Source organism: Methanogenium organophilum (assembly GCF_026684035.1).
Taxonomy (GTDB): domain Archaea; phylum Halobacteriota; class Methanomicrobia; order Methanomicrobiales; family Methanomicrobiaceae; genus Methanogenium; species Methanogenium organophilum.
This window is the reverse complement of sequence record NZ_CP113361.1, coordinates 32,869-53,810: the sequence shown is the minus strand read 5'-3', so window position 1 is coordinate 53,810 and position 20,942 is coordinate 32,869. Positions and strand designations below refer to the sequence as shown.

Genomic DNA, 20,942 nt, shown 5'->3' with positions numbered 1-20,942 from the left:
TGAACCAGTTGCCGCCTTCACTGGCACACCTACTATTGGCACTGCTCCACTTGTCGTCCAGTTCACGGATACTTCCACCAACGATCCAACACTTGGAACTGGTCCTTCGGCGACAGTGCAATCTCAACGGATCAGAACCCAATCCACACCTATACTGATGAAAGCACCTACACGGTCTCACTTACCTCAACCAATGACGCGGGAAGTGACACTGAAACAAAGTTGGGATACGTCATTGCCACCGTTCCTCCACTTGAAGCAAATTTCAATGTCAATATTACTGGTGGCAAAGCTCCTCTCACCGTGCAGTTCACTGACACCTCTACGGGCGCTCCTGACACCTGGAACTGGACATTTGGCGATGTTGCTCTAACGAACAAAACCCGGTACATGTCTATACTTCCGATGGCATCTATACAGTCACCCTTGCGGTGAATGGGGGTGAAGACACATTCACACAGTCTGACTTCATCAGAGTTACTTCACTCCTGCTTGGCGATGCAAACGACAATGGTGAGGTAAACCAAGCCGATACCCTGCGGGTGCTCAAGGAGGTGGTCGTTTTCACCCCGAAACCTTCACCTGGAACCGACTTGTTCACCAAGACCGACGTCCATGCAAATGGTGTGATTGATGTGGGAGATGCAATTTTCATCGCCCAATATAACATAGGGCTGCGGAATGCGTGGTTTGCGTTGAGAATATAGTAAATTATTTTGCTTTTTTAAGAGTAAATGGGGAGAATCGGCAATGCCTGCCGAATATGTTATCATATTCACCACTTCATTACCATCCCTCTAACTTACTAAGAGGAACACTAGGCATATAGACCAATTCTCAGTCTCCTCCATTCTGCAGACAAACGTGAAATGTTCTCCTTTCATCGAAATAACATGATTTGATTGAGATAAATTAACCATTGGCTAGACAAATCGCAGGTGGATCAGTTCAGAATAATGACGGATTTTTAATCTGTCAGTATTCACATATTTATTCCCTATCCCAACAACAGAGGGGGATACATAGATACTATTTTTTTGTGCTCTAAATTGAATTGCTAACCAATGATACTGAAGTGGTAGTGCTGGGGATTGATACAAGATAGCGAGTATGTCTATGAGCAACCGGGCACTTCTTATGTTGTCTATGAACAGCCTGGTTGTTGTCTATGATCCCAGTATCCGCAGTAAAATCCATCCTCAACGCAATTAACCCACCTAAAGATCTATGTAAGCGTAGGCAAATATCCTAAGATATGCCCTTCAGTGATAGATTAAATGAAAAATCAATCCTTTCTGTTGGTCACCTCGGCATAGTAGCCAATGCCTATGATTCCATTGGAATAGCAGAAATCATCGACACTGCTATCCCCAAAACTCGACATCACAATTTCAGTCATTGCCCACTAAGATATCTACACCAATGTGGATGCAGTTGAGATCTACTTTAACGGAATCTACATGGGCAGGACATCAGGCGGGTATCTTCAGGTAACGGTTGATACACCCCGGCAATGGCATCCCAGGCAGGGTATAACAATGCCTATGCAAACCTACCCGCTGCCCCTCACCAAGAGGAATATATTCTGTCACCCTCACCCTGACGTCCATCGCACCGCCCTACGGCACCCTCTCAGTAACCTCACATCCCCCACCGGGGCCTCGGTGTCTATGTGTCGATAACGTATATCGTGGCCTCACGCACGGCCAGTACACTCTCCGACTGGAACACAAGCGGATATAACAGCTATACACAACAAGTCTATGTCTACGGCGGCCAGACAACGAGGGTAAGTGTATCCCTTGTCCCATCCACCTCATGTGGGATCATCTCGGTCTCCAGTTCACCGTCCAAGGCCAATATCTGGATGGGAATTTCCGCGGCACAACAACCCAGACGATAGGTAGCCTCACCGCAGGGCCATACTTTGTCGAACTCACCAGACTCGGATATCAGGACTGGATCGGGTCAGTGCGGGTTTATCCGAGTCAGGTCACCTCTGTCTCCCCGACACAGATACCAGTGCAGTCACCGACAACAGGTGCTCTATCTATCACATAAAACCTGTCCTATGCCGCCATCTATCTGGACGGAACCTATGAGGGCCCCATACATCCCCAGGCACACCATTTATAATCAGTGCAGTTTCTGCAGGCAGCCATACCGTCATGGTCTGCCTCTTCGGGTATAATTATTCAGTCTCGACAGTCACCGTCAACTTTGGCCAGACCACAACGGTGAGTGCCGAAATCTCCCCATCAGGCACCGGATACGGAACGCTCTCTGTCACCTCATCCCCGAATGGTGCAGAGGTGTATTTCAATAATGCAAAGGCAGGCATTACCCCTGTTATCTCAAATGAAGTAATGTCTGGATCATATACCATGACAGTCCGGCTTTCAGGCTACACGGAATGGACATAGGTTACTGAAGTGACAGCAGGCTCGACCTCATCCTCTCACCTGTCCCCAGGCAGTCATCCCCCTCACTCATGCTGCCTGCCGGTGTGCTTGTGGCACTGTCCCCTTGTATCTTCTTCTGCAGACATGAACACAGGAAATACAGATACCACATATTTATTTGGGAAAATCCCACCCATTTAGACAATTTTTCCCATAAAATTGAGAAATTGCTCATTCATCCGGGAATGGAAACAGCAGATTATTTATATCCGGCAAAATAACCGCTCACTTACTACTATGGTACGAAAATTTTACGTGCTTATCATAAGCATGCTCATCATCGCTGCTGCAGTCCCTGCTGCACTGGCTGCGACCACCATAGGCGGTGACCAGGGATGGTATGACGTCTACACCAATGTGGATGGCTGTTCCATCTACTTTGACGGAGAATACAAGGGAGTAACCACAGGTGGAGTCCTGAGTGTCGGAGTGTATTCCACCGCAGCTCCATACAGCACCGTGAGGGCGGAAAAGTCCGGCTACTCGTCTGCATCACAGTCTCTCCCAGCAACACCAAGTCCGGGAGAACACCAGTCTGTCTACCTGACGTTAAACCCAAATACACCCACAACCTGAAACATCCAGGTAAGCTCCTCACCATCCGGTGCAGCAGTCTATGTGAACAGTGTTTACTATGGTACGACCCCACACACAGTATCCAACCTCCCTGCAGGGAACAATGACCTGAGGCTTACCTATTCAGGATATAAGGACTACCAGGATACGATCAACATCGTCGCCGGACAGACCCAGACCACCTATGCGTCCCTGACAGCAGAAGTGACATATGGTACGCTTTCTGTTTCCAGCACCCCATCCGGTGCAGCAGTCTATGTGAACAGTGTATACTATGGTACAACCCCACAAACGGTCTCAAACCTCCCTGCTGGAAATAACAACCTGAGGCTTACCTATTCAGGATATAAGGACTACCAGGATACGATCAACATCGTCGCTGGACAGACCCAGACCACCTATGCGTCCCTGACAGCAGAAGTGACATATGGTACGCTTTCTGTTTCCAGCACCCCATCCAATGCAAACATCTACCTGGATGGTGCATACAAGGGTACAGCCCCACGGACCATCAGCGGAATCTCCGAGGGTGTACACACTCTTGAGATCACCATGCCTGGCTACCAGGAATGGGCAAACACTATCCAGATACATGCAAACCAGGTTAGCTATGTGACAGCGACACTCACTGCAGACCCACAGGCTACCACAGGTTCTATCTCAATCTCCTCAAATCCGTCGTATGCCTCAGTCTATGTTGACAGCATCTACTATGGTACAACCAACCCCGGCTGTGCCTTACTCGCAAACAATATTGCAGCCGGCAACCACGTGGTGACCCTGACGAAGGCCGGTTACGTGAACTACACGACACCAGTCTCAGTGACTGCAGGAACAACGAGTACTGTGGATGCCAGCCTAGCAGCCTCTGGAGGGGTCCCCGGTATTGAGTGGCAGAAGTGTCTCGGTGGGAGCAGTGATGATTATGCATACAGCACCGTCCAGACCACGGACGGCGGGTATGCAGTGGCTGGTTATACCTTATCAGCCGACGGCGACGTGAGCGGGAAACATAACGGCTATGATTCATGGGTGGTCAAGCTCAGTTCCACAGGTACCATAGTGTGGCAGAAGTGTCTCGGTGGGAGCAATGATGATCGCGCACGCAGCATCGTCCAGACCGCGGACGGCGGATACGCAGTGGCTGGTTATACCTATTCAGACGACAGCGACGTGAGCGGGAACCATGGCGGATATGATTACTGGGTGGTCAAGCTCAGTTCCACAGGTACCATAGTGTGGCAGAAGTGTCTCAGTGGGAGCAGTTGGGATTATGCACGCAGCATCGTCCAGACCGTGGACGGCGGATACGCAGTGGCTGGTTATACCACTTCAACCGACGGCGACGTGAGCGGGAACCATGGCAGCGGTGATTACTGGGTGGTGAAACTGGAGGGCAGTGGTTCGGTTGCTGCACCGGTGGCGGCCTTCACCGCCGGCGTCACCAGTGGAACTGCCCCCCTCACTGTGCAGTTCACCGATCGCTCTTCCGGCGGGCCGACGGAATGGCACTGGTCCTTCGGCGATGGCGCAACTTCTGACGAACAAAACCCGGTACACGTCTATACTGCTGATGGCACCTATACGGTCACCCTCGCGGTGAATGGAGGTGAGGACACCTTCACACGGCCCGACTTTATCATAGTTACTTCACCCCTGCTTGGTGATGCCAATAACGATGGAGAGGTAAACCAGGCTGACACCCTGCGGGTGCTCAAGGAGGTGGTCGGTTTCACCCCGAAACCTTCACCTGGGACTGACCAGTTCACCAAGACCGACGTCCACACAAACAGTGTGATCGATGTGGGAGACGCCATGTTCATCGCCCAATATAACGTAGGGCTGCGGGATGCGTGGTTTGCGTTGAGAATATAGTCAATTATTTTGCATTTTATTGAGTAAATGGGGAAAATCGGCAATGCCTGCCGGATATGTATCTCATATTAACCCCTTCTTCATTCCCTACCTGGTTTGACACTATCGGACCAACCAGTATGGTTCTGGAGTAGTGATTGATGCTGAAAGGTGTTTGTCATAGCAAATGGATACAATGGATGAGAAACCCTTCAAACCACAGCGAATTCACTCAGAACAAAATAAAAATTTAATATAACTGTTCTGCATTGACTAAATCGAAACCCCGCCAAATCCATTAACATACTTCTTCATATCCTCTTTTTCCGAAGGGCTGAATGAAAGGTTCAGATAATGATTCATTGCTGTGATATTCGTATGACCCTGGGACAGTGCAATCTGCATCGTAAGAGCCGGATAGCAGCACACCAGCCATGACTCCCATGTCTTTCGTGTCATTTTAGGGGTAATACCATCGGTCGAAATATCAGCCATCTCAGCGGCCTTCAGGAGGGCCTTTCTCCAGCCTTGTCGGGTCAACCTTGGGAGTTCCTGGTCAAACAGACGTTCAGTAATAAGGAGGGCATAGTTTGACAATTGAACATATCGTTCAGGCTGCGTCCGTTTCTGTTTCAATGATGCCTCACGGGGGAGATGGATAGCTGAACGTTCCAGGTAAAACCACTGCTGTTTGTCCAGAAAGCGTAAATATTCTTCATATCGCATTCCCGTAAACATTAGACCATCAAAATAGATTTTGTGCGGTTTTTTTAATCCATTCCGAATTTTGGTATATTCCACGGGGGTGAGAATACGAGTGTCTGCTTTTAAGAGCGTCATAGTTTCCTTTTTGTTAAAATGGTAAAAATACTCTCAAACTAACCTGTTGAAAGTGGGTATTTGCCTTTCAGAACCATCGATAATTCAGAATATGTTACCGTTATATAACAAAACGGAAACTTTCTAAATTCAGAACCAAGGTTACAAATTACTCCTGGATTCTTTTTCAATCCTGATAATTTTCCTAGATCGTCTTACTCCCTTAATAATCCCATTCGGAGTTGTATGCAGTGGAATTAATGGATATATTAGAGATAGGGGCATTATAATCATTTTATCCCCTCCTTCTTTGCAATGAGTTTTTTACCCAGAGTGGTACCCTGAGAAGAAAAGCTGATATCCAGCTCAGGGTCATCATTTAACAACCCGGCAGCTATTAACTCTCTAGCAGCACTTCTGATGCAACTTAATTTCGAAATATTATGTAAGCTCTGTTTTAGAAATAGACTTGATATATCCTCAAACATGACTCTTTTTCTGTATATACTCGTAGCCCAGATCTGAAAACCAGCTAGAAAAACTATAGCCGCTTCTCTCGTTACTCCAAATATTTCCGATATCCTGCAGGATATACTATCCATTGATACGTTTTCTTTATCGATTGAATCAATAACAGCGTTGATTTTTTCCTTATTCTTTGCCTCAGTGCCGATTTTTCCTTTAGCAATTACCGGTTCCGGAGAACATAATTTAACCATCTGCTTTAACTCATCCAGTCCTGTTTCTATTTTCTGGATTGAACATTTAATATCAGAATTAATATCTGTCGGATAGTATGAATGCAGAAAATCATAGAGGCACCCTGGTTGTTTGCAGATGTTTTGCAGACAGTAAAGCAGCCTGTTGCGGATTGCAATTACAGAAGTTGTCTGAAATCCACTATGACAGATAAATTCCATTCTTAAGACCTTGTCTTTCCTGTAAATTTTAAGAGCAGGAATTACTTCATTCGGTGAATTGAATCTTAAATAGCCGGATTTGTTTTTGTAATTCTCAGTTAACCCTTCAACAGTTTGAATCATCTCCGGATCTGTAATGTCAATTGAAAGCTCATCTCGTGAAATTAGCCGTGGATGAACAATTTTTGAAACTAATTTTTCAATATCTACATAATAACCCTGTAAATTCTCACGGACCCAGTTACCAATCCACTTCAGATCATACGGATCATCAGAATAGATAACAACAAAATCATTCCCGAGTTGAAATGTGACATGATCCAGATATATCCATGTATCTCTTTTTTTCCGTTTGATTTTCCATTTATTTGGAGTTGCTAACAATTCAAGCAGATTGCGAAATACGGGATCAATAACGACATATTGAATTGCGTCACGCTCAAATTTCGAGTATTTGAAAGGACAGAGCTTGCATTGCTCTTTTATATTAAATTCTGGCGCGTATGAGGTCTGAAAAGGGTGATCACCATACCTTAATGATTCTGGATCTTGATTTAGACCATTTAGAATAGATTTTTCATATCCAAAAGAAGGTGGTTTGTCATAGGATTCTCCTGATCCGGGGTTCTTTTCAACTTCACCATTTGCAGTAGTAGTATATGGTGGTACTGTCATTGACCATCACCACCAGCAAAAGACTCTTTTTCCGAACTTTCAATTGTGATATCGCCAATTGATATCAGACACTCACAAATTATCCTCTCAATTGGGTCAAGAGATTCGATGCACTCTTTTTTTGCTTTCACTTTACGTGAAGTATAAATACCTTTTACGTTAACCATTGTCTGACCCTCCTTCTTGATTGATGTTGGGGGTTGCAGATGAGAGGGGGATTTCGCTGGTAACGTTTGCCCCTCATCTGCCTGATCCATTTTCATCGATGAATTGTTCCATTAGCTCTACCAACACAGCTTTCTGTGTTCTTCCGATTCTCACCGTCACCATTTTGAAATTCTGGTGAATCTGAGGCGAAATCTGGAAACAGAGGGATTTTTCATGTTCTCTCATCCAATCACCAATACTATCATCAATGGATACTTTAAAACAAGTATCCGACAGATATTGCATATTGTGTTGGATACATTTAAATATGAAAACAAAAGGGGTTCAACTTATCTCACTGAAGATAATGTATATGGTGCATTTATCGAAGAGAAAACAGCAAATGATGCGGAAAAAGGCTTCTATGGAGTTAAAAAATGGTATCATGCCAATGCCTCTCCCTTTGAAAAGAATATTGCTACTCTGATTGGAATAAATTTAATCTCAGAAAGTGAGGTTAATGGAAAAATACTATACAAATCATCCATTGATCCAATTTATTCAGAGATTGAGGAGCGCCTAAAATCGAGTCGGGATAAATATAATGAAAATGATTATTTGTCAGTAAAAATTGTAATTGACTCAGATTGGTTCAGAAATTTATTTTCATATAAATTGATGACCGATTCTAAGAAATTTGAATGCATACGGGAATATGCATCCATAAATCAAAAAATATCAAATGTTCGTATCAATAATAAAACTAGGCCATATGTAGTGAAAATTGAAGACCCCCTTAAAATGGCCAGATGCCTAATGAATACAATTGGAATTGTATGTTTCTCTCTTAATGGCTATTTGGTAAATAATAATTTTGTACCGGATATCACAGCTGAATATATTATAAAATTAAATTCATTTGATCAGGTAATATCGAAAACTCCAGTACAAAAAGAGAGAATAGACCCTCTTCTGAAACATTTTTGTGGATATTGCAAAACTCATTGTGTCGCTGATTCAGGACCAAATGTTCCGGATACTCCGATGATTCCTAATGAATTATTAAAGGCAATGGTATCTGCAAGTCCATATTTGTCAAATCGAATTTGTAATATATTCATGCGCATGGGAACAAGAAACCAGTTGACATTGTTAAAGCATTATTCTAAAGCTGCGGAAATAGTATCTGACGGATTTACGAAATAGAATTCAGAAAAGACTATGTAATCCATATCTGGCCTCTCTTTCCTAAAGTTACTATATATCCAAATATTTGCCATTTCTACGAAGCCATTCCTTCCTCTGTTCATAGTCAGGAAGGACGGTACCAATAATTTCCCAGAATTCGGGTGTATGGTTCTTTTCAATAAGATGTGCCATCTCATGGACTACGATGTAGTCTACAATAGTCATTGGTGCAAGGATGATCTTCCAGTGAAAATTAAGGTGATTCTTCGATGAACAGGATCTCCACCGGTATTTGAAATCTATCACTCTGATACCACGGGGTATTTCTTCGAATCGGTCTTTGTAACTGTCTACTTTAGGCAATATTGAATTTAGGCAATATTGAATGGTAACATCGTTCCGCCTGCATATTCAGATTAGCGTAATGTTTTGCAACAACACTTTGAGGTGTTCTTCCTTGCAGGTAATCAACTACACTTTCCTGTGTTCCCTCTTTAAAGAGCATATTGGCGTGCCATTTTCTGATATTCTTTGTGTTTACGTTATTGTGCCTTACTTTGCTGTAAACGGTTTCAATGTGATTGTATGGCATTTTGTATTCTTTTAATTCGTCAATGAAGGAAGTGGGAAAGAATACAAAATATGTGTTCTTAGTGCCTTTCCTTAATTCAGATGTTGGATAATATGATACATCCGGGAATTCATATGATGTGATTATTCTGTCAGGCTCAAAGGTATCAATCATATTTTTGATGTGTTCACCTCTTCCGCCTGTATATGTCAGAAGTTTATAGAACGTTTTGAGATTGTCCGGGCAATAATGAAACACTTCGACAATATCACTAACATTGATGAAGGTAATTTTTGGTCTGCTTTGTTTGACCTTGGCAGGCTTTAACCATTTTTCAGGAGTTATGTCATTTATTTGGGAATATCCTTTGATGTCTTCAAGGAAGTGGATAAAATTTCTAAACGCTTTTATGCCGTTTTCGGTGAATTTGGCTGATATGAAATCCTGAATGGTGTATATATCTGGCATTCTGTTTAAAGAACCAAGATACCATCTTGCTTTCTTTTCGGCAACATTTCTTACATTGATCAAATACTCATGAAAGTCGTTTTGAAAAGAACGGTATATCTGCCTTAAATTTAGATTCCATGGCATGTTAGAGGCCGCGAGTTCAATTTCCGCTCGGTCAATCTGAATTTTTGTTTTATCTGTTATATTGCCTTCATTTTCTAAAATAGCATCTGTTAATCTATCAATTTTATTTTCAAACGTATTCATCCGTTCATTTAGAATATTGGCGCTGCTGTCGTGTTGCAACGCCTCTACCCTATTGTTACAACCAATAAACCGAATGTTATAACCTCTGGGTACGTCCTCAATGATGATCTCCTTCCTCGACAATATCTAATGATTCATTGACAGGTAGCCGGAATGTGGCGTAAGAATAGTTTTTTCGTATTTTGTGTTCGGTGACTTTTCCCGCCCATTTTCTCAATTCCTTTGTTGGGATGTATCAATAAAAGGTGTTGCAACATTTAGGGTGTGTTTTGCACTTTGGTGTCGCAATATATCCACATCAAACACACACAGCGGGCTTGTGTTGCATTTTGTAACATCGTTTGAAACCAAAAGTGGCATATCTGGGAATTACCATAGCGTGCCGCTATACGACAATCTGACGGCCCGCTGTCGATACCAAAAAAGAAAGAGGAACAATCCTATTTAAACAATTTCACATTACATATGGCAAGAAATGAAGATCATCACTTCATGCTGTTTTCCACATGTGCAGGTAAACTTCCTTTGTGACGGTCGGCCCTTCTTGGCCTCCTGGCACGGTTGTCATCTGTGTTTTGTAATCACTATCTCATTCTCTGTTGGCCAAGTGATAACATAGTCGCTAATTGGGGTATTGGTGCCTTCTTCGACGAAAGGTATAGTCAATTTTGTAACAGTGTACCCATCAAGAACCCACTCATCCTCATCAATAGATTCCTCGGCAACCATTTTGTTAAATTCTTCCTCGTCGAACAACATCTCCTGAAGTCCACCGACCATAAGGGGGATAAAAACCTCAATAGACTCCGGGGGAACAGCTATAGGTGAATATGCCACCGTTGCTGTTTTTGTGATTCGGTTAAGAGTTATGGCAAGTTCTGTGTCATTGCCTTCAATGACAATCGTCTTAATTGTCCCGGTATCGATGCTTGTCTCTTTAAACGTTTCTGGCTCAGATGTAGCCCCAGTTGGTTCGGATGTGGCGTTGGGAACTGATTCGGGCAAGAAAAATTGTTCAGTCCAATCAATCTTCGATAATATAGTCCCCCTCCTTCAAAGCGTAGTATTGAGTGACCCACCCTGCCTCCTTCAAATAATCCAGTGCCCCGAGGAACCATTTTGGATTATCTCGATGTTTTTCAGCAACTCTTTCCAAAGGATCATAAACGTCCTTTCGTGGATTCATGTAAACATAAAATCTGGTTGTCCCGAATTTAAAGTCCCGACGCAATGCTCGTTTTTTGCACGTGGCTAAATGAATCCTCATAGCATTTAATTTTTTAAAAGTTTTCCCACAATAAATGCATGTAAATTCCCCTTCAATATTAGAGGGATTTATCATCGAGAGGCATTTTGGCATTTTTACAACTTCTACCATAATTGGATACGATTGAATTAATACTAAATATACTTTCCCAAAATGCGTTTTTTAGAAAAAGCTAGGGTGTTGTGTTACCGCCCGCCCCTATATCCCCATTTCGCATAGGCATATTCATTCGTTACTAATATCGATCAGAATAAAAATAAAATTCAGATACATCTGACTGGATGACCCATCAATTGAAAAGATCCAGAAGGATTTGATATCATCGACTCAACTCGTAAAACTCAAATCGACATCGGTTTAAATTTCGTACACCAGCTCAGACTTCAGTTTCGGTCTAACAATATCTACGGTAAAGATTGGCGCGCGCCCGGACGCGGCCCGAATGCCTTCCATTTGATTATTATACATTCATGCGTTACGTGTCCATCTCCGGTAACCACAGGGCTATATCCAGAATACTACCTTGTTCAGGGAGAATTGATTTTCATACACACTGGACACGAACCATTCCTTTGTGTATCAAATTCAGGAATGCACACCCATACCGGACAAGCAAATGGGAGGGCAGAATAGTATTCGTGAGATGCATACCATCGGATGCGTATCTTATTGACATTCCCTTGTATACCAGTGATATGAATACAGGATTCAGATGCATGCGTATACCTGAGTGATTTGGGAATGACGGCGATGGTGAAGATGTCCCGTTTTCCCTTATACATCTTCCAGTGCAAATTGCCGGAATGGGTATGCAAAACCAGGATAATTGGGTGGTTACCCATCGAAATGAAAGAAGGCAAAAAAATCATCCCCATATCTTCGCGTGAGTCCCCGTTCTCCCATTCATTGGATGCATATATCCACTGAAAATAAGTGTGCAATAGAATCCCTATAATTCGCTTGTAAATCTACGTTTTCGCTATAAAAACGGCGCAGTGAGGATATTTGAGCAGCATTTTTTGAATCACCCACATAATGAGCATTCCCATTCGACAGATATCTCATGTTCTTTCCCGTCACTAATTGGTATGATCTTGGTTTGCCGCATGGTTTCCCATCAGGTTTTGGATTGGAACAAGGGGATCCATTGGTCAACGGATCATTATTTATAGGCGATCTGACAATTAATACTTTAAATGCAATAAATTTAAAAAAAGCTTTAAAGTTGAATTGGGACTAAATACTGTCCCTAACCAAGCCGTTGGAGGGATTTGAACCCCCGACCTGCTGATTACGAATCAGCCGCTATACCTCTAAGCCACAACGGCACGTGTGTTTGAGAATAACCAACAAAACCAGCAACACATTGCCGGTAATGCCAGATGCCTACTTCATTTGACGCTGAAAAATAATAAAGGTGGCGTTTGGATATGGATATTCTTTGTTTGAATATTCGTCGTCTGAATATTCTTTGGTTAAATCTCTAAGATTGTGAGATTGTGAGATTGTGAGATTGCGAGATTGAAAGATTGCATGATTTTTGGGTTTTTGGGTATTTAGATTTTGGATTTTCGGATCGTCAGACAATCAGATCAGGCAGACAATCTGATCAGGAGTACCCGCGAATCGTAACATTCGGGTCTTCCTGCTTTTCCGGGGCCTCTGTTTTAATTTCGCCAAATTTCCCTTCGAAATCCTTCACACTCTTCTGGAGTACCTGACTGAAATTCTTGGCGTGTTTCGGGCTTATAGAGACTATCGACTTGGCACGGGCCTGGTTTGTTCCGGGAATTTCATGGAGAAAGACGAACGTAAACTCATCGTCTTTATACGCAACCTGAATCCGGTTTGCATAGACGGGGTCCAAATCACTTGGAATATTTACTGCTATTTCCCGTTTTGTCATACCAATATTTTATGCGGCTTGCCTGATAATCCTTTGTTTGTTCTGAAACTCAGTGGTGTTTTGGAACTCAGCGTTGTTCAGGATTCATTGGCTCTTCATGAACGTGGTGTCTGTTCAGCAATTCTTAGTTATCAATCTCAGTTATTCAGGATATGTTGCGATATGCGGGAAAAAAGCATCTCATCAATTGTGGCGTGCCATGCCTGTCCGGTACGATATCAACTGATGAAATCACAGGAAGCGGCAGAACCCGAGCGGTATACGATTGCAAAACAACTGTCGTATGCACTGGGGCACCGGCTGGATGCATCTGTGCTCTGGGAGGACATCAGACTTGTCTCTCCTGAAATCAGTGATGAAGCGAGAGAGATGCTTGACACATGGGTCACTGCATGCAACGAGAGCGAGTGGGAACCAGCAGACGAATATGATGTCCGTGTATCATCTGAAAAGCTTGGCATCGGAGGGACGATTGACCGCATCCTTCCCGGCAGCCCGCCCCGGTGTGCCATTATGCGGGTCACCGAAGCACCGGAAGCAGGTGTCTGGGGGGCGGATCGCATCCGGTCGGCCTGCCTGTCTGTCTGCATCGAGGAATCGCTGGGCTTCACTCCGTCCTCCATCATCTGTGAGTATCTCCCGTCAGGAATTTCGCGTGCCTGTACCCCCGAACCGCGTGACCGACGCCGTGCCTTGCAGGCAATACGAACTGCTGACACCATTGACAAAGGAATGGTCCCCAGAAAACCACGCAACGCACCCTGCGAAGGATGTTTCCTTGCTGAGGTATGCACCGTCTCCGGGCCGAAAAAACTGGGTGATCTCTTTAAAAAAGGTGATTAAAGGGTTTCAAGGAGTGTCTTTGAAATAATATACTCGCCCTTTGCTTCCCGTGTTGTCCCGACAATCAGCCATTTTGTATCCCCATGCTCTTCAACCACACCTTTTGCTTCAATAACCTCCCCCGCAAGCGCTTGACCACTATACGTATGGGTGAAGGAGAGCACACGACTGATCTCTTCATGGTCAACATCGTAGACTGCAGGACTGTCAAAGGCAAGTGATGCATCTGTCACCGTCGCCTCAATTGTCGCTTTCCCGCAGACCTCCCCCTTTGGCACAGCACCGGAAGCGATGCGGTCATAGGAGCGGGTATAGAGCAGATCAAAATATGTTCCGTCAATCTCTCCCCTGTTCCACTTCCTCTTTTCGTGGGCGATGAACGTCTCGTAATCGATTTCCGGAACACGTTTGGTATAGACTTTCTGCCACATCTCTTCTGAGAGACCGGAAACCGTGCCGTTTTCCACCGCCTTCATAAGATTTTTCTGTGCCGTAAACCAGGCTGCACCATATACCACCATATCGATGTCTGATGCTTCGTTTTCAAGACCGCACAGAAGAGATCCGGTGCATCCGACATTATCAATAGATACGTTAAAAACCGGAAGGAGCTGCATTACCCGCTCATTTCTGGCAGCCACATGGATGATCTCCTCTTCCGGTTTGATTACCCGTGCAATATCTGCATGTGGGATGCGATGGACCGTATCAAGGTATTCCGGCTTATGTTCCGCAATATATTCAAATGCATCTTCAAAATCAAGCTTTTTGAATTTTCTTCCGTCAGGGGCAGTCCGATCCCCGTCAACATCCGGCACATACCGCAGCACACAGCCTACCTTTTCCTCGTTGTCGTATGCTGATACGGCGTATATTCTTCCATCTTTATCTTCAATAAAATCGCGTAGACGTATTGGTTTCATTCGTATTTACTCCAGAGTTCTGAAAAATGCGGCAATTCGTTCTATATCATCCCCGGGGCGCAAAATCTGGCGTGATTCAAAGTCCACAACCGTAGAGGGCGTTCCGGAGAGTTCTCCTCCTTCAATGAAGAGGTCGTACGGCACATTAACCTGTTCTTTTGTTACCGGCGCAGGGGTCCCCGAAAGGTTGGCACTGGTTGCAGTAATAGGCGCGTCCAGTTCATCGATGATCTCACGTGTTACCGTATTATTCGGCATCCGTATCCCGATCTTGCCCGTTCCCCCGGAGAGAACTGACGGCAGACAACTTTTCACCGGAAGAACGACGGTTACCGGCCCCGGAAGAAACGTCCTGATAAACTCCCATGCCTCGTCGGATACATCCGCGATTGCGGCCATCATGTCCTCATCGGAGACCGCAACCGAGATTGGTTTTCCCATTGGTCTGTTCTTTATTTCATATACCCGGTGAACGGCATATTCTGAAAGTGCATCCGCACCAAGGCCATATACGGTTTCCGTCGGATAAACGATGAGTCCATCACGCCTCAGCACCTGCACGGCGTCGGATACGATACTCATCTAGAATTTCCTCCCCCGTACACGATAGATATCAAACACTGCTTTTGAACTAATATGCATAACGGCAAATACTCCTGCCTGGATTGGATCGGTTACCACAAGATCCGCGTAGTCGGGGACGCTTCCGGCCATGGAAAGAGAAATAACCGGAACGCCTAATTTTTGAATGGTGATGACAGATTCGCTGATCTTTCCCCCCATGAGACTCCCCGCGAGCACAAGCACTGAGGCGCGGGGGAGTCGGGAGACGGCTTCAGCCGCTGCAGCAAGATCGTTTTCGCCGACAAGGGGAATAGTATCCACAGATATCCGTTCTCCTCTGATATTATGCCGGTCGGCTTCATTTACCGCACCAAGCGCAACCTGTGCAACCTGTGCGCCGCCACCCAGTATGATGACCCGTTTTCCATATATTTCAGAAAATGGCTGGTGTCTTTCAACAAAGAGGATCTCTGGTATCTCTGTTAGTTCTGTTATCAAAGACTCGATATCTTCAACTTCCTCAAATTCAAAATAGAGTGTCGAGAGGCCTTTCTTTTCTCCTGACGATATGATCGACTGCTGGGTTGTCAGGATATTTGCACCGTGATGTGCCATAACACGGGAAACGTCGCGCAATACCCCATGGCGATTTTCGGACAGGATGCTCAGAGCATATGGGATGCCAGTTTTATTCATTGATGGATCACCGCAGCAAACCGAAAAACGGAATTGTGGCTGTACAAGTTTGGTGCTTTGTAAATAAATGATTTCGTGCAGGCATTCGTTTAGGTAGTCTGTGTTCTGTATTTCAAACGATTTGTACAACAAAACGACAAACGGAATTATTTTGGTATCGGGGTTTTCGATCGGATATAGCGGATGGTATATTGATATCAATTAACGTGAGTGGAACCATTAGAGATATTGTCATGGATCTGTTTTTTAAAAAAATTAACCCTGTGTTCTGATAATGGATATGCGTATATTTTTATAGTATGTTAAGTGGTATGTTGCATGTTCAAGTAAAAACAATTATTGGATGTGTACACAAAAACCCACATATGAACAAAAGATTACTTTCCGTGTTTGTAATCTGCATGGCATTGTTGTGTGTGGCATTTGCAGGATGTACAAGTTCAGAAGCGGCTACGGGTGATGGACAGGGTGGAGTAGGAGAAAAGAGCGTATACTCTGTGGGAATAGATGTACCATATCCTCCGTTCTCCAAGATGGACACCGACGGCAACCCAACCGGATTCGATGTTGATTCCATTCGGTGGATTGCAGAAAATCAGGGTTTTGAGGTAAAGTTCGAGGTCGTTGCATGGGATGGTATCATTCCTGCACTTCAGGCCGGTCAGATTGATATGGTATACTCAGGTATGACCATTACCGATGAGCGCCTTGAAAAAGTCAATTTCAGTATCCCATACTGGACAGTAAACCAGATGGTTGTTGTTGTGCCCGGGTCCGGTGTCACCATTGATGACATAAAGGAAGGAAACGCCATCATCGGTACCCAGAGCGGATGTACTGCAGCAATCTGGATGGAAGAGAACCTGATTGATACCGGCATTATGGCAAAGGAAAACCTGAAAGTTTATCCTGACACGACAAAAGCGGTTGACGATCTGACGACCGGAAGAATCGACGCTGTCATGTATGATGATCTCTCACTGAAAGACATTATTGGAGGCCGTGATGTAGAAAATATTGGTTCTATTGAGACCAATGAAGAGTTTGGTATTGCCGTCCGGAAAGATGACACTGAACTGCTCAATAAACTGAACGCCGGTCTTACAAACCTGATGGCTGATCCCTACTGGGAAGAGCTGAAGGTTCAGTACGACATGGTTGTATAACCATCCGGTGTTTTGGTTTCGATATCATCGAAACCACCTATTTTTCCTGTGTGAATTTCGCCACGGTTTCTCCTGATCGGAAATGAAGCATTTTTGGCAGGCAGGAACATACCTGTATGAACTGTTAAATGATTGCGAAAAACAGGCTTCCGGTGATATATGCCCTGCTTGCAGCGGCGCTTTTTGGCTCGTCAGCACCTGCTGCAAAGATACTTCTTACAGAAATATCTCCTGTCACTCTTGGTGCACTGTTTTATCTAGGGAGTGGGTTTGGGCTCGTAGCCTACCTGTGGCTTGATCGGCTGTTGGGGGGAGACCGCCATTCTATAGAAGCAGCTGTGACGCGTTCTGACATTCCTTCTGTTATAGGAATTGTTCTTTTTGGTGGGATACTCGCACCGATGATACTCATGGTGTCACTGCAGTACACCCCGTCAGCGACGGCCTCTCTCCTGTTGAACTTTGAACCGGTGGCAACGACCATTATTGCAGTACTGTTTTTTCATGAAGCAGTCGGCAGACGGATCTATACTGCACTCGGGCTGATTACGGCATCATGTGTTATTTTGTCCTATGACCCATCGGCCGCATGGGGTATTTCCATAGCCGCACTGGGTATCCTTCTGGCATGTACATGCTGGGCGCTTGACAACAATATCTCACGTAATGTTGCGGCAAAGGACCCGGTTCCGATTGTTGCCATAAAAGGGGCCATTGCAGGCATTGTAATGGCATTGATTGCGTTTATTCTCGGTGAAACAATGCCCTCCCCCTCTCTTGCAATCATTACAATGGTTGTTGGGTTCTTTAGTTACGGAGGGATTACCAGTGTGTTCTTCTTCTGGGCACTCAGGGGAATTGGTACGGCACGTGCAGGTGCGATTTTGGCTGTTTCACCGTTCTTTGGCGTGTTGATATCGTTGCTGGTTTTCCCCGATCCCCTTTCCCCGGAATTCTATATTGCGCTGCCGGTGATGGGTGTCGGTGCCTACCTCCTGATGACGGAACATCATTCTCATATGCACACTCATCCGGCGATATTTCATGAACATCGTCATGATCATGATGACCTGCATCACGATCATATTCATATGGGATTTGAGCCATCGCTGTCATCATCAGGTGAACACTGTCATCCACACCAGCATGAAGAGTTGATCCATGAACATCCGCATAAGCCGGACATCCATCACAGGCATTCGCATAAGTGAAGGGATAGACGTGTATAAATCAGACCGTGTATATCCCGATTATTCCAGATGAACAATGGTGTTTCTCTCTGAGTGTGATACAAAAAAATCGGACTTTATGTCCCGGAGTGCGACTGCCGGGATTCGAACCCGAGATAGAGGCTTGGGAAGCCACTGTCATACCACTAGACTACAGTCGCTCAGTTTCGTTCTGTGCAGGGTTTTGTTAGATTTCCTTCCCAGATAAATCTTCGTTTTCTTTGGATGAATTTCCGCAGGTATGGTTTTCTCTGGAGTCTGTCTCTCGTGCGATACCCTTAATATCTGTACGGCTAATATTAATGGAGCACAGAACCGTTATGGTTGTGCTGACTACGGTAAGTCCGACGTGCCCTTTGGCATGGCCGCATATGCGGCTTTGGGATTACAGAGAAGTCAGTTTTGACTTTTTTGAGGACTTTACCTATCAAATATATCGTATCTGTTTCGGTTTGGCAATCATTGTCTTTCCGAAATGAAATTAACCAAGGTGGTGAACAAGTGGCACGAATGCATGCACGGCGGCGGGGCACATCTGGCTCAGTACGTCCGTACCGCTCCGAAGCACCGGAGTGGTCAAATACAGACAGCGCAGAGATTGTGAAAATTATTGTGGAACTCAGGAAGACCGGAAAGTCTTCTGCGGAAATTGGCCTTATCCTTCGTGATAAACATGGCGTTCCATCCGTAAAACTTGCAACCGGCAAGAGAGTCGAAGAGATTCTTGCAGAAAACGGTGTTGCATCTGAGATCCCTGAAGATCTTCGCAATCTTATTATCAAAGCGCTTGGGATGCGCAAGCATCTGAGTGAGAATAAAAAAGATGTCCACAACAAGCGTCAGCTTCAGCTCACTGAAGCAAAAGTACGCAGACTTGGCAAATACTACGTGAAGAACGGAAAAATGCCGGCAGGATGGACATACAAACCCGATACCGCAGAATTCCTGCTTTCAAGATAATTTAAGGAATATGTCTATCGAATCCGCTGCTGCTCATCTCGCAGAAAACCTTCGTGAGAAGGAATATGTCGAGATTTACGGGCACCATGATGCTGACGGGATTGCAGCCGCATCCATAATGGTTCATGCCCTCATCCGTGAGGAGATCCAGGTACGGCTGCGTATCCTCCCACGCATCTGTCCCGATGATATCAGCAGCGGAAACGCCACTGTTCTGTGTGATTTTGGTTCCGGCATCTCTGATCTTTCTGATGATGTCATGGTCATCGACCATCATGTACCCCGGTTTGAGGGAGAATTTCATGTAAACCCCCGTCTGGAAGGCATAGATGGGGAATCTGAACTCTCTGCCTCGGGTGCTGCATATACTGTGGCACAACACATCGGGGATAATCGTGATCTGGCGGGTCTGGCACTCATCGGAATGATTGGAGACCATCAGACGATTCAGGGACATAATCAGGATATTGTGAATGAAGGGATGGCAAATAGTTTCATCACTCCCGGAAAGGGGATACCTCTTTTCGGGCGTGATCTTCACGAAAAACTGTACACTGCCCTGCATCCCATGTCGTATGGTATCGCAGGCGAGGATGAGACTGTCCGGTCCCTGATTGATTCATGCACTGTCCGCAATGAAGTTGACATGGGTCGCCTCCTGTCAGACGTTATTCTGAAGATATCTCCATATCACAATGCCCGTTCGATGACCTCACTCTGGGGTGATACCTGGCATCTTGAGCGTGGATCCGTGAAGGACGCACACTCAATGGCAGGTATTCTCGACGGATGTGGAAAATCCGGACGGGGTATTCTTGGCGCAGCCTTGTGTCTTCGCTCCCATGAACATCTTGATGATGCCTGGGAGATGGCACGTGCGTATCGCCTCAGAGTAATTGATGCGGCACGGAATGCACATCCAGTGAATGAAAATCCGTTTGTCTATGAAATTGCTGATGCAGATGCGGTTAGCGGCGTTGCGGATGCATTTTCATTTGACGGACTGATGAATCACCCTGTTGCCGTGATGGCACCCTTCGATGAATGGTATTCTGTTTCTGCACGCTGTCCCCAGGGTGTTGAAAAAGACCTTGCCGCGATTCTGTCGGTGCTGGCAGGAGAATGTGGCGGCAGCGGAGGTGGACATCATTCCCGCGGGGGCGCAAAGATTCCCCGTGATAAGATGGAATGCTTCATATCCGGGTTTCAGGAGGCGTGTGCATGACGATGCGTATTGAAGGCAGTGTGTGCACACCACATGCAGACGCTGAATGTGTGGCGGAGGCCCTGTCATCTGACAATCTAACGAATATGAAGACAACTGCAACGGATGGTATGGTCAGAACTGATATCCGGACAGACCGGTTACGCTCGCTCGTTGCATCGGTAGATGATTATCTTATGAATCTTGCAATAGCGGAGGAGATGTGCACGTACGTCTCACATTAGACGTATCTGC

General features: G+C 45.1%; 25 protein-coding genes, 2 tRNA genes and 1 pseudogene. 15 read left to right on the top strand and 13 right to left on the bottom strand.

All coding sequences use genetic code 11. From position 1 onward, the window contains the following. The first annotated feature begins 120 nt into the window (after positions 1–120). The 8 genes and pseudogenes from OU421_RS13025 (at position 121) to OU421_RS00270 (ending at position 4,913) form a co-directional block, all read left to right on the top strand. Positions 121–435 (top strand): PKD domain-containing protein, encoded by a 315-nt coding sequence (locus tag OU421_RS13025; protein WP_407659793.1) that lies wholly within the window; start codon positions 121–123, stop codon positions 433–435. Further along, positions 432–707 (top strand): dockerin type I domain-containing protein, encoded by a 276-nt coding sequence (locus tag OU421_RS00290; RefSeq protein WP_268186575.1) that lies wholly within the window; start codon positions 432–434, stop codon positions 705–707. The genes OU421_RS13025 and OU421_RS00290 overlap by 4 nt, the downstream gene beginning before the upstream one ends. 548 nt (positions 708–1,255) lie before the next feature. Continuing rightward, positions 1,256–1,399, top strand: a pseudogene (locus tag OU421_RS12985) (DUF4277 domain-containing protein); the annotation flags it as partial. Between the two features lie 273 nt (positions 1,400–1,672). After that, positions 1,673–1,903 (top strand): hypothetical protein, encoded by a 231-nt coding sequence (locus tag OU421_RS00285; protein ID WP_268186574.1) that lies wholly within the window; start codon positions 1,673–1,675, stop codon positions 1,901–1,903. Then, positions 1,819–2,061, top strand: coding sequence for a PEGA domain-containing protein (locus OU421_RS13020; protein ID WP_407659772.1), 243 nt, complete (start codon positions 1,819–1,821; stop codon positions 2,059–2,061). Before OU421_RS00285 ends, OU421_RS13020 begins: the two co-directional genes overlap by 85 nt. A gap of 71 nt (positions 2,062–2,132) precedes the next feature. Further along, a complete protein-coding gene (locus OU421_RS00280; RefSeq protein ID WP_326493529.1) occupies positions 2,133–2,423 on the top strand; it encodes a PEGA domain-containing protein in 291 nt (96 codons plus the stop codon). A 276-nt stretch (positions 2,424–2,699) separates the two neighbouring features. Next, entirely contained in the window at positions 2,700–3,038 is a 339-nt protein-coding gene (locus OU421_RS00275) for a peptidase associated/transthyretin-like domain-containing protein (protein ID WP_268186573.1), read from the top strand. A 3-nt stretch (positions 3,039–3,041) separates the two neighbouring features. Beyond that, positions 3,042–4,913, top strand: a complete 1,872-nt coding sequence (locus tag OU421_RS00270; protein WP_268187841.1) for a PEGA domain-containing protein — start codon at positions 3,042–3,044, stop codon at positions 4,911–4,913. Positions 4,914–5,165: 252 nt separating this feature from the next. On the opposite strand, the gene OU421_RS00265 is transcribed toward OU421_RS00270, so the two are convergent. From OU421_RS00265 to OU421_RS00255, 3 genes are all read right to left on the bottom strand, one after another. Further along, positions 5,166–5,630 (bottom strand): site-specific integrase, encoded by a 465-nt coding sequence (locus OU421_RS00265; protein ID WP_268186572.1) that lies wholly within the window; start codon positions 5,628–5,630, stop codon positions 5,166–5,168. A 371-nt stretch (positions 5,631–6,001) separates the two neighbouring features. Beyond that, positions 6,002–7,306 (bottom strand): hypothetical protein, encoded by a 1,305-nt coding sequence (locus OU421_RS00260; RefSeq protein ID WP_268186571.1) that lies wholly within the window; start codon positions 7,304–7,306, stop codon positions 6,002–6,004. Then, positions 7,303–7,563: a hypothetical protein gene (locus tag OU421_RS00255; protein WP_268186570.1), complete on the bottom strand. Its 261-nt coding sequence runs from the start codon at positions 7,561–7,563 to the stop codon at positions 7,303–7,305. Before OU421_RS00255 ends, OU421_RS00260 begins: the two co-directional genes overlap by 4 nt. A gap of 199 nt (positions 7,564–7,762) precedes the next feature. Between OU421_RS00255 and OU421_RS00250 the strand changes: the two genes are divergently transcribed. After that, on the top strand, positions 7,763–8,659 hold the full coding sequence (locus OU421_RS00250) for a hypothetical protein (RefSeq protein WP_268186569.1): 897 nt from the start codon (positions 7,763–7,765) through the stop codon (positions 8,657–8,659). Between the two features lie 51 nt (positions 8,660–8,710). Here the strand turns inward: OU421_RS00250 and OU421_RS00245 are convergent, their stop codons facing one another. The 6 genes from OU421_RS00245 to OU421_RS00220 form a co-directional block, all read right to left on the bottom strand. After that, positions 8,711–9,004, bottom strand: a complete 294-nt coding sequence (locus OU421_RS00245; protein WP_268186568.1) for a M48 metallopeptidase family protein — start codon at positions 9,002–9,004, stop codon at positions 8,711–8,713. Further along, complete coding sequence (locus OU421_RS00240; RefSeq protein WP_268186567.1) at positions 8,997–9,929, bottom strand: integrase; 933 nt, start codon at positions 9,927–9,929, stop codon at positions 8,997–8,999. Before OU421_RS00240 ends, OU421_RS00245 begins: the two co-directional genes overlap by 8 nt. A 564-nt stretch (positions 9,930–10,493) precedes the next feature. Next, positions 10,494–10,934 (bottom strand): hypothetical protein, encoded by a 441-nt coding sequence (locus tag OU421_RS00235; protein ID WP_268186566.1) that lies wholly within the window; start codon positions 10,932–10,934, stop codon positions 10,494–10,496. Positions 10,935–10,953: 19 nt separating this feature from the next. After that, positions 10,954–11,307: a hypothetical protein gene (locus tag OU421_RS00230; RefSeq protein WP_268186565.1), complete on the bottom strand. Its 354-nt coding sequence runs from the start codon at positions 11,305–11,307 to the stop codon at positions 10,954–10,956. Positions 11,308–12,452: 1,145 nt separating this feature from the next. After that, positions 12,453–12,524: transfer RNA gene (locus OU421_RS00225), tRNA-Thr, on the bottom strand. A 281-nt stretch (positions 12,525–12,805) separates the two neighbouring features. Beyond that, entirely contained in the window at positions 12,806–13,102 is a 297-nt protein-coding gene (locus OU421_RS00220; RefSeq protein WP_268186564.1) for a DUF3467 domain-containing protein, read from the bottom strand. Between the two features lie 162 nt (positions 13,103–13,264). On the opposite strand from OU421_RS00220, the gene OU421_RS00215 reads away from it, so the two are divergent. After that, positions 13,265–13,945, top strand: a complete 681-nt coding sequence (locus OU421_RS00215; RefSeq protein ID WP_268186563.1) for a Dna2/Cas4 domain-containing protein — start codon at positions 13,265–13,267, stop codon at positions 13,943–13,945. Here the strand turns inward: OU421_RS00215 and OU421_RS00210 are convergent. Genes OU421_RS00210 through OU421_RS00200 form a run of 3 tightly spaced genes read right to left on the bottom strand, consistent with a single transcriptional unit; the run spans position 13,942 to position 16,128 of the window. After that, positions 13,942–14,868 (bottom strand): DNA polymerase subunit beta, encoded by a 927-nt coding sequence (locus OU421_RS00210; RefSeq protein WP_268186562.1) that lies wholly within the window; start codon positions 14,866–14,868, stop codon positions 13,942–13,944. The genes OU421_RS00215 and OU421_RS00210 overlap by 4 nt on opposite strands. Positions 14,869–14,874: 6 nt before the next feature. Beyond that, complete coding sequence (locus OU421_RS00205; RefSeq protein ID WP_268186561.1) at positions 14,875–15,450, bottom strand: L-threonylcarbamoyladenylate synthase; 576 nt, start codon at positions 15,448–15,450, stop codon at positions 14,875–14,877. After that, positions 15,451–16,128: a DUF5612 domain-containing protein gene (locus tag OU421_RS00200; RefSeq protein ID WP_268186560.1), complete on the bottom strand. Its 678-nt coding sequence runs from the start codon at positions 16,126–16,128 to the stop codon at positions 15,451–15,453. A 365-nt stretch (positions 16,129–16,493) separates the two neighbouring features. Here OU421_RS00200 and OU421_RS00195 point away from each other — a divergent pair, with 365 nt between their 5' ends. Both OU421_RS00195 and OU421_RS00190 read left to right on the top strand, forming a co-directional pair. After that, positions 16,494–17,294: an ABC transporter substrate-binding protein gene (locus OU421_RS00195; RefSeq protein ID WP_268186559.1), complete on the top strand. Its 801-nt coding sequence runs from the start codon at positions 16,494–16,496 to the stop codon at positions 17,292–17,294. Between the two features lie 128 nt (positions 17,295–17,422). Further along, positions 17,423–18,505 (top strand): DMT family transporter, encoded by a 1,083-nt coding sequence (locus OU421_RS00190; RefSeq protein ID WP_268186558.1) that lies wholly within the window; start codon positions 17,423–17,425, stop codon positions 18,503–18,505. 108 nt (positions 18,506–18,613) lie between these two features. Here the strand turns inward: OU421_RS00190 and OU421_RS00185 are convergent. Then, positions 18,614–18,684 (bottom strand) — tRNA-Gly (locus OU421_RS00185). A 340-nt stretch (positions 18,685–19,024) separates the two neighbouring features. On the opposite strand from OU421_RS00185, the gene OU421_RS00180 reads away from it, so the two are divergent. From OU421_RS00180 to OU421_RS00170, 3 genes are read left to right on the top strand one after another with little or no spacing between them, the layout of a single operon-like run. After that, positions 19,025–19,483 carry a 30S ribosomal protein S15 gene (locus OU421_RS00180; RefSeq protein WP_268186557.1) on the top strand — a complete coding sequence of 153 codons (459 nt, stop codon included), beginning with the start codon at positions 19,025–19,027 and terminating at the stop codon, positions 19,481–19,483. 10 nt (positions 19,484–19,493) lie between these two features. Next, positions 19,494–20,708, top strand: coding sequence for a DHH family phosphoesterase (locus OU421_RS00175; RefSeq protein WP_268186556.1), 1,215 nt, complete (start codon positions 19,494–19,496; stop codon positions 20,706–20,708). Then, positions 20,705–20,932 carry a KEOPS complex subunit Pcc1 gene (locus tag OU421_RS00170; RefSeq protein WP_268186555.1) on the top strand — a complete coding sequence of 76 codons (228 nt, stop codon included), beginning with the start codon at positions 20,705–20,707 and terminating at the stop codon, positions 20,930–20,932. Before OU421_RS00175 ends, OU421_RS00170 begins: the two co-directional genes overlap by 4 nt. Positions 20,933–20,942 lie beyond the last annotated feature (10 nt).

Excerpts from the sequence above, each read along its gene's own strand:
- OU421_RS00275 (WP_268186573.1), top strand. The coding sequence starts at position 2,700 with ATGGTACGAAAATTTTACGTGCTTATCATAAGCATGCTCATCATCGCT.
- OU421_RS00265 (WP_268186572.1), bottom strand. The coding sequence starts at position 5,630 with ATGTTTACGGGAATGCGATATGAAGAATATTTACGCTTTCTGGACAAA.
- OU421_RS00260 (WP_268186571.1), bottom strand. The coding sequence starts at position 7,306 with ATGACAGTACCACCATATACTACTACTGCAAATGGTGAAGTTGAAAAG.
- OU421_RS00255 (WP_268186570.1), bottom strand. The coding sequence starts at position 7,563 with ATGGATCAGGCAGATGAGGGGCAAACGTTACCAGCGAAATCCCCCTCT.
- OU421_RS00220 (WP_268186564.1), bottom strand. The coding sequence starts at position 13,102 with ATGACAAAACGGGAAATAGCAGTAAATATTCCAAGTGATTTGGACCCC.
- OU421_RS00195 (WP_268186559.1), top strand. The coding sequence starts at position 16,494 with ATGAACAAAAGATTACTTTCCGTGTTTGTAATCTGCATGGCATTGTTG.
- OU421_RS00240 (WP_268186567.1), bottom strand. The coding sequence starts at position 9,929 with ATGAATACGTTTGAAAATAAAATTGATAGATTAACAGATGCTATTTTA.
- OU421_RS00190 (WP_268186558.1), top strand. The coding sequence starts at position 17,423 with ATGATTGCGAAAAACAGGCTTCCGGTGATATATGCCCTGCTTGCAGCG.
- OU421_RS00205 (WP_268186561.1), bottom strand. The coding sequence starts at position 15,450 with ATGAGTATCGTATCCGACGCCGTGCAGGTGCTGAGGCGTGATGGACTC.
- OU421_RS00200 (WP_268186560.1), bottom strand. The coding sequence starts at position 16,128 with ATGAATAAAACTGGCATCCCATATGCTCTGAGCATCCTGTCCGAAAAT.
- OU421_RS00175 (WP_268186556.1), top strand. The coding sequence starts at position 19,494 with ATGTCTATCGAATCCGCTGCTGCTCATCTCGCAGAAAACCTTCGTGAG.
- OU421_RS13020 (WP_407659772.1), top strand. The coding sequence starts at position 1,819 with ATGTGGGATCATCTCGGTCTCCAGTTCACCGTCCAAGGCCAATATCTG.
- OU421_RS00210 (WP_268186562.1), bottom strand. The coding sequence starts at position 14,868 with ATGAAACCAATACGTCTACGCGATTTTATTGAAGATAAAGATGGAAGA.
- OU421_RS00170 (WP_268186555.1), top strand. The coding sequence starts at position 20,705 with ATGACGATGCGTATTGAAGGCAGTGTGTGCACACCACATGCAGACGCT.
- OU421_RS00230 (WP_268186565.1), bottom strand. The coding sequence starts at position 11,307 with ATGGTAGAAGTTGTAAAAATGCCAAAATGCCTCTCGATGATAAATCCC.
- OU421_RS00215 (WP_268186563.1), top strand. The coding sequence starts at position 13,265 with ATGCGGGAAAAAAGCATCTCATCAATTGTGGCGTGCCATGCCTGTCCG.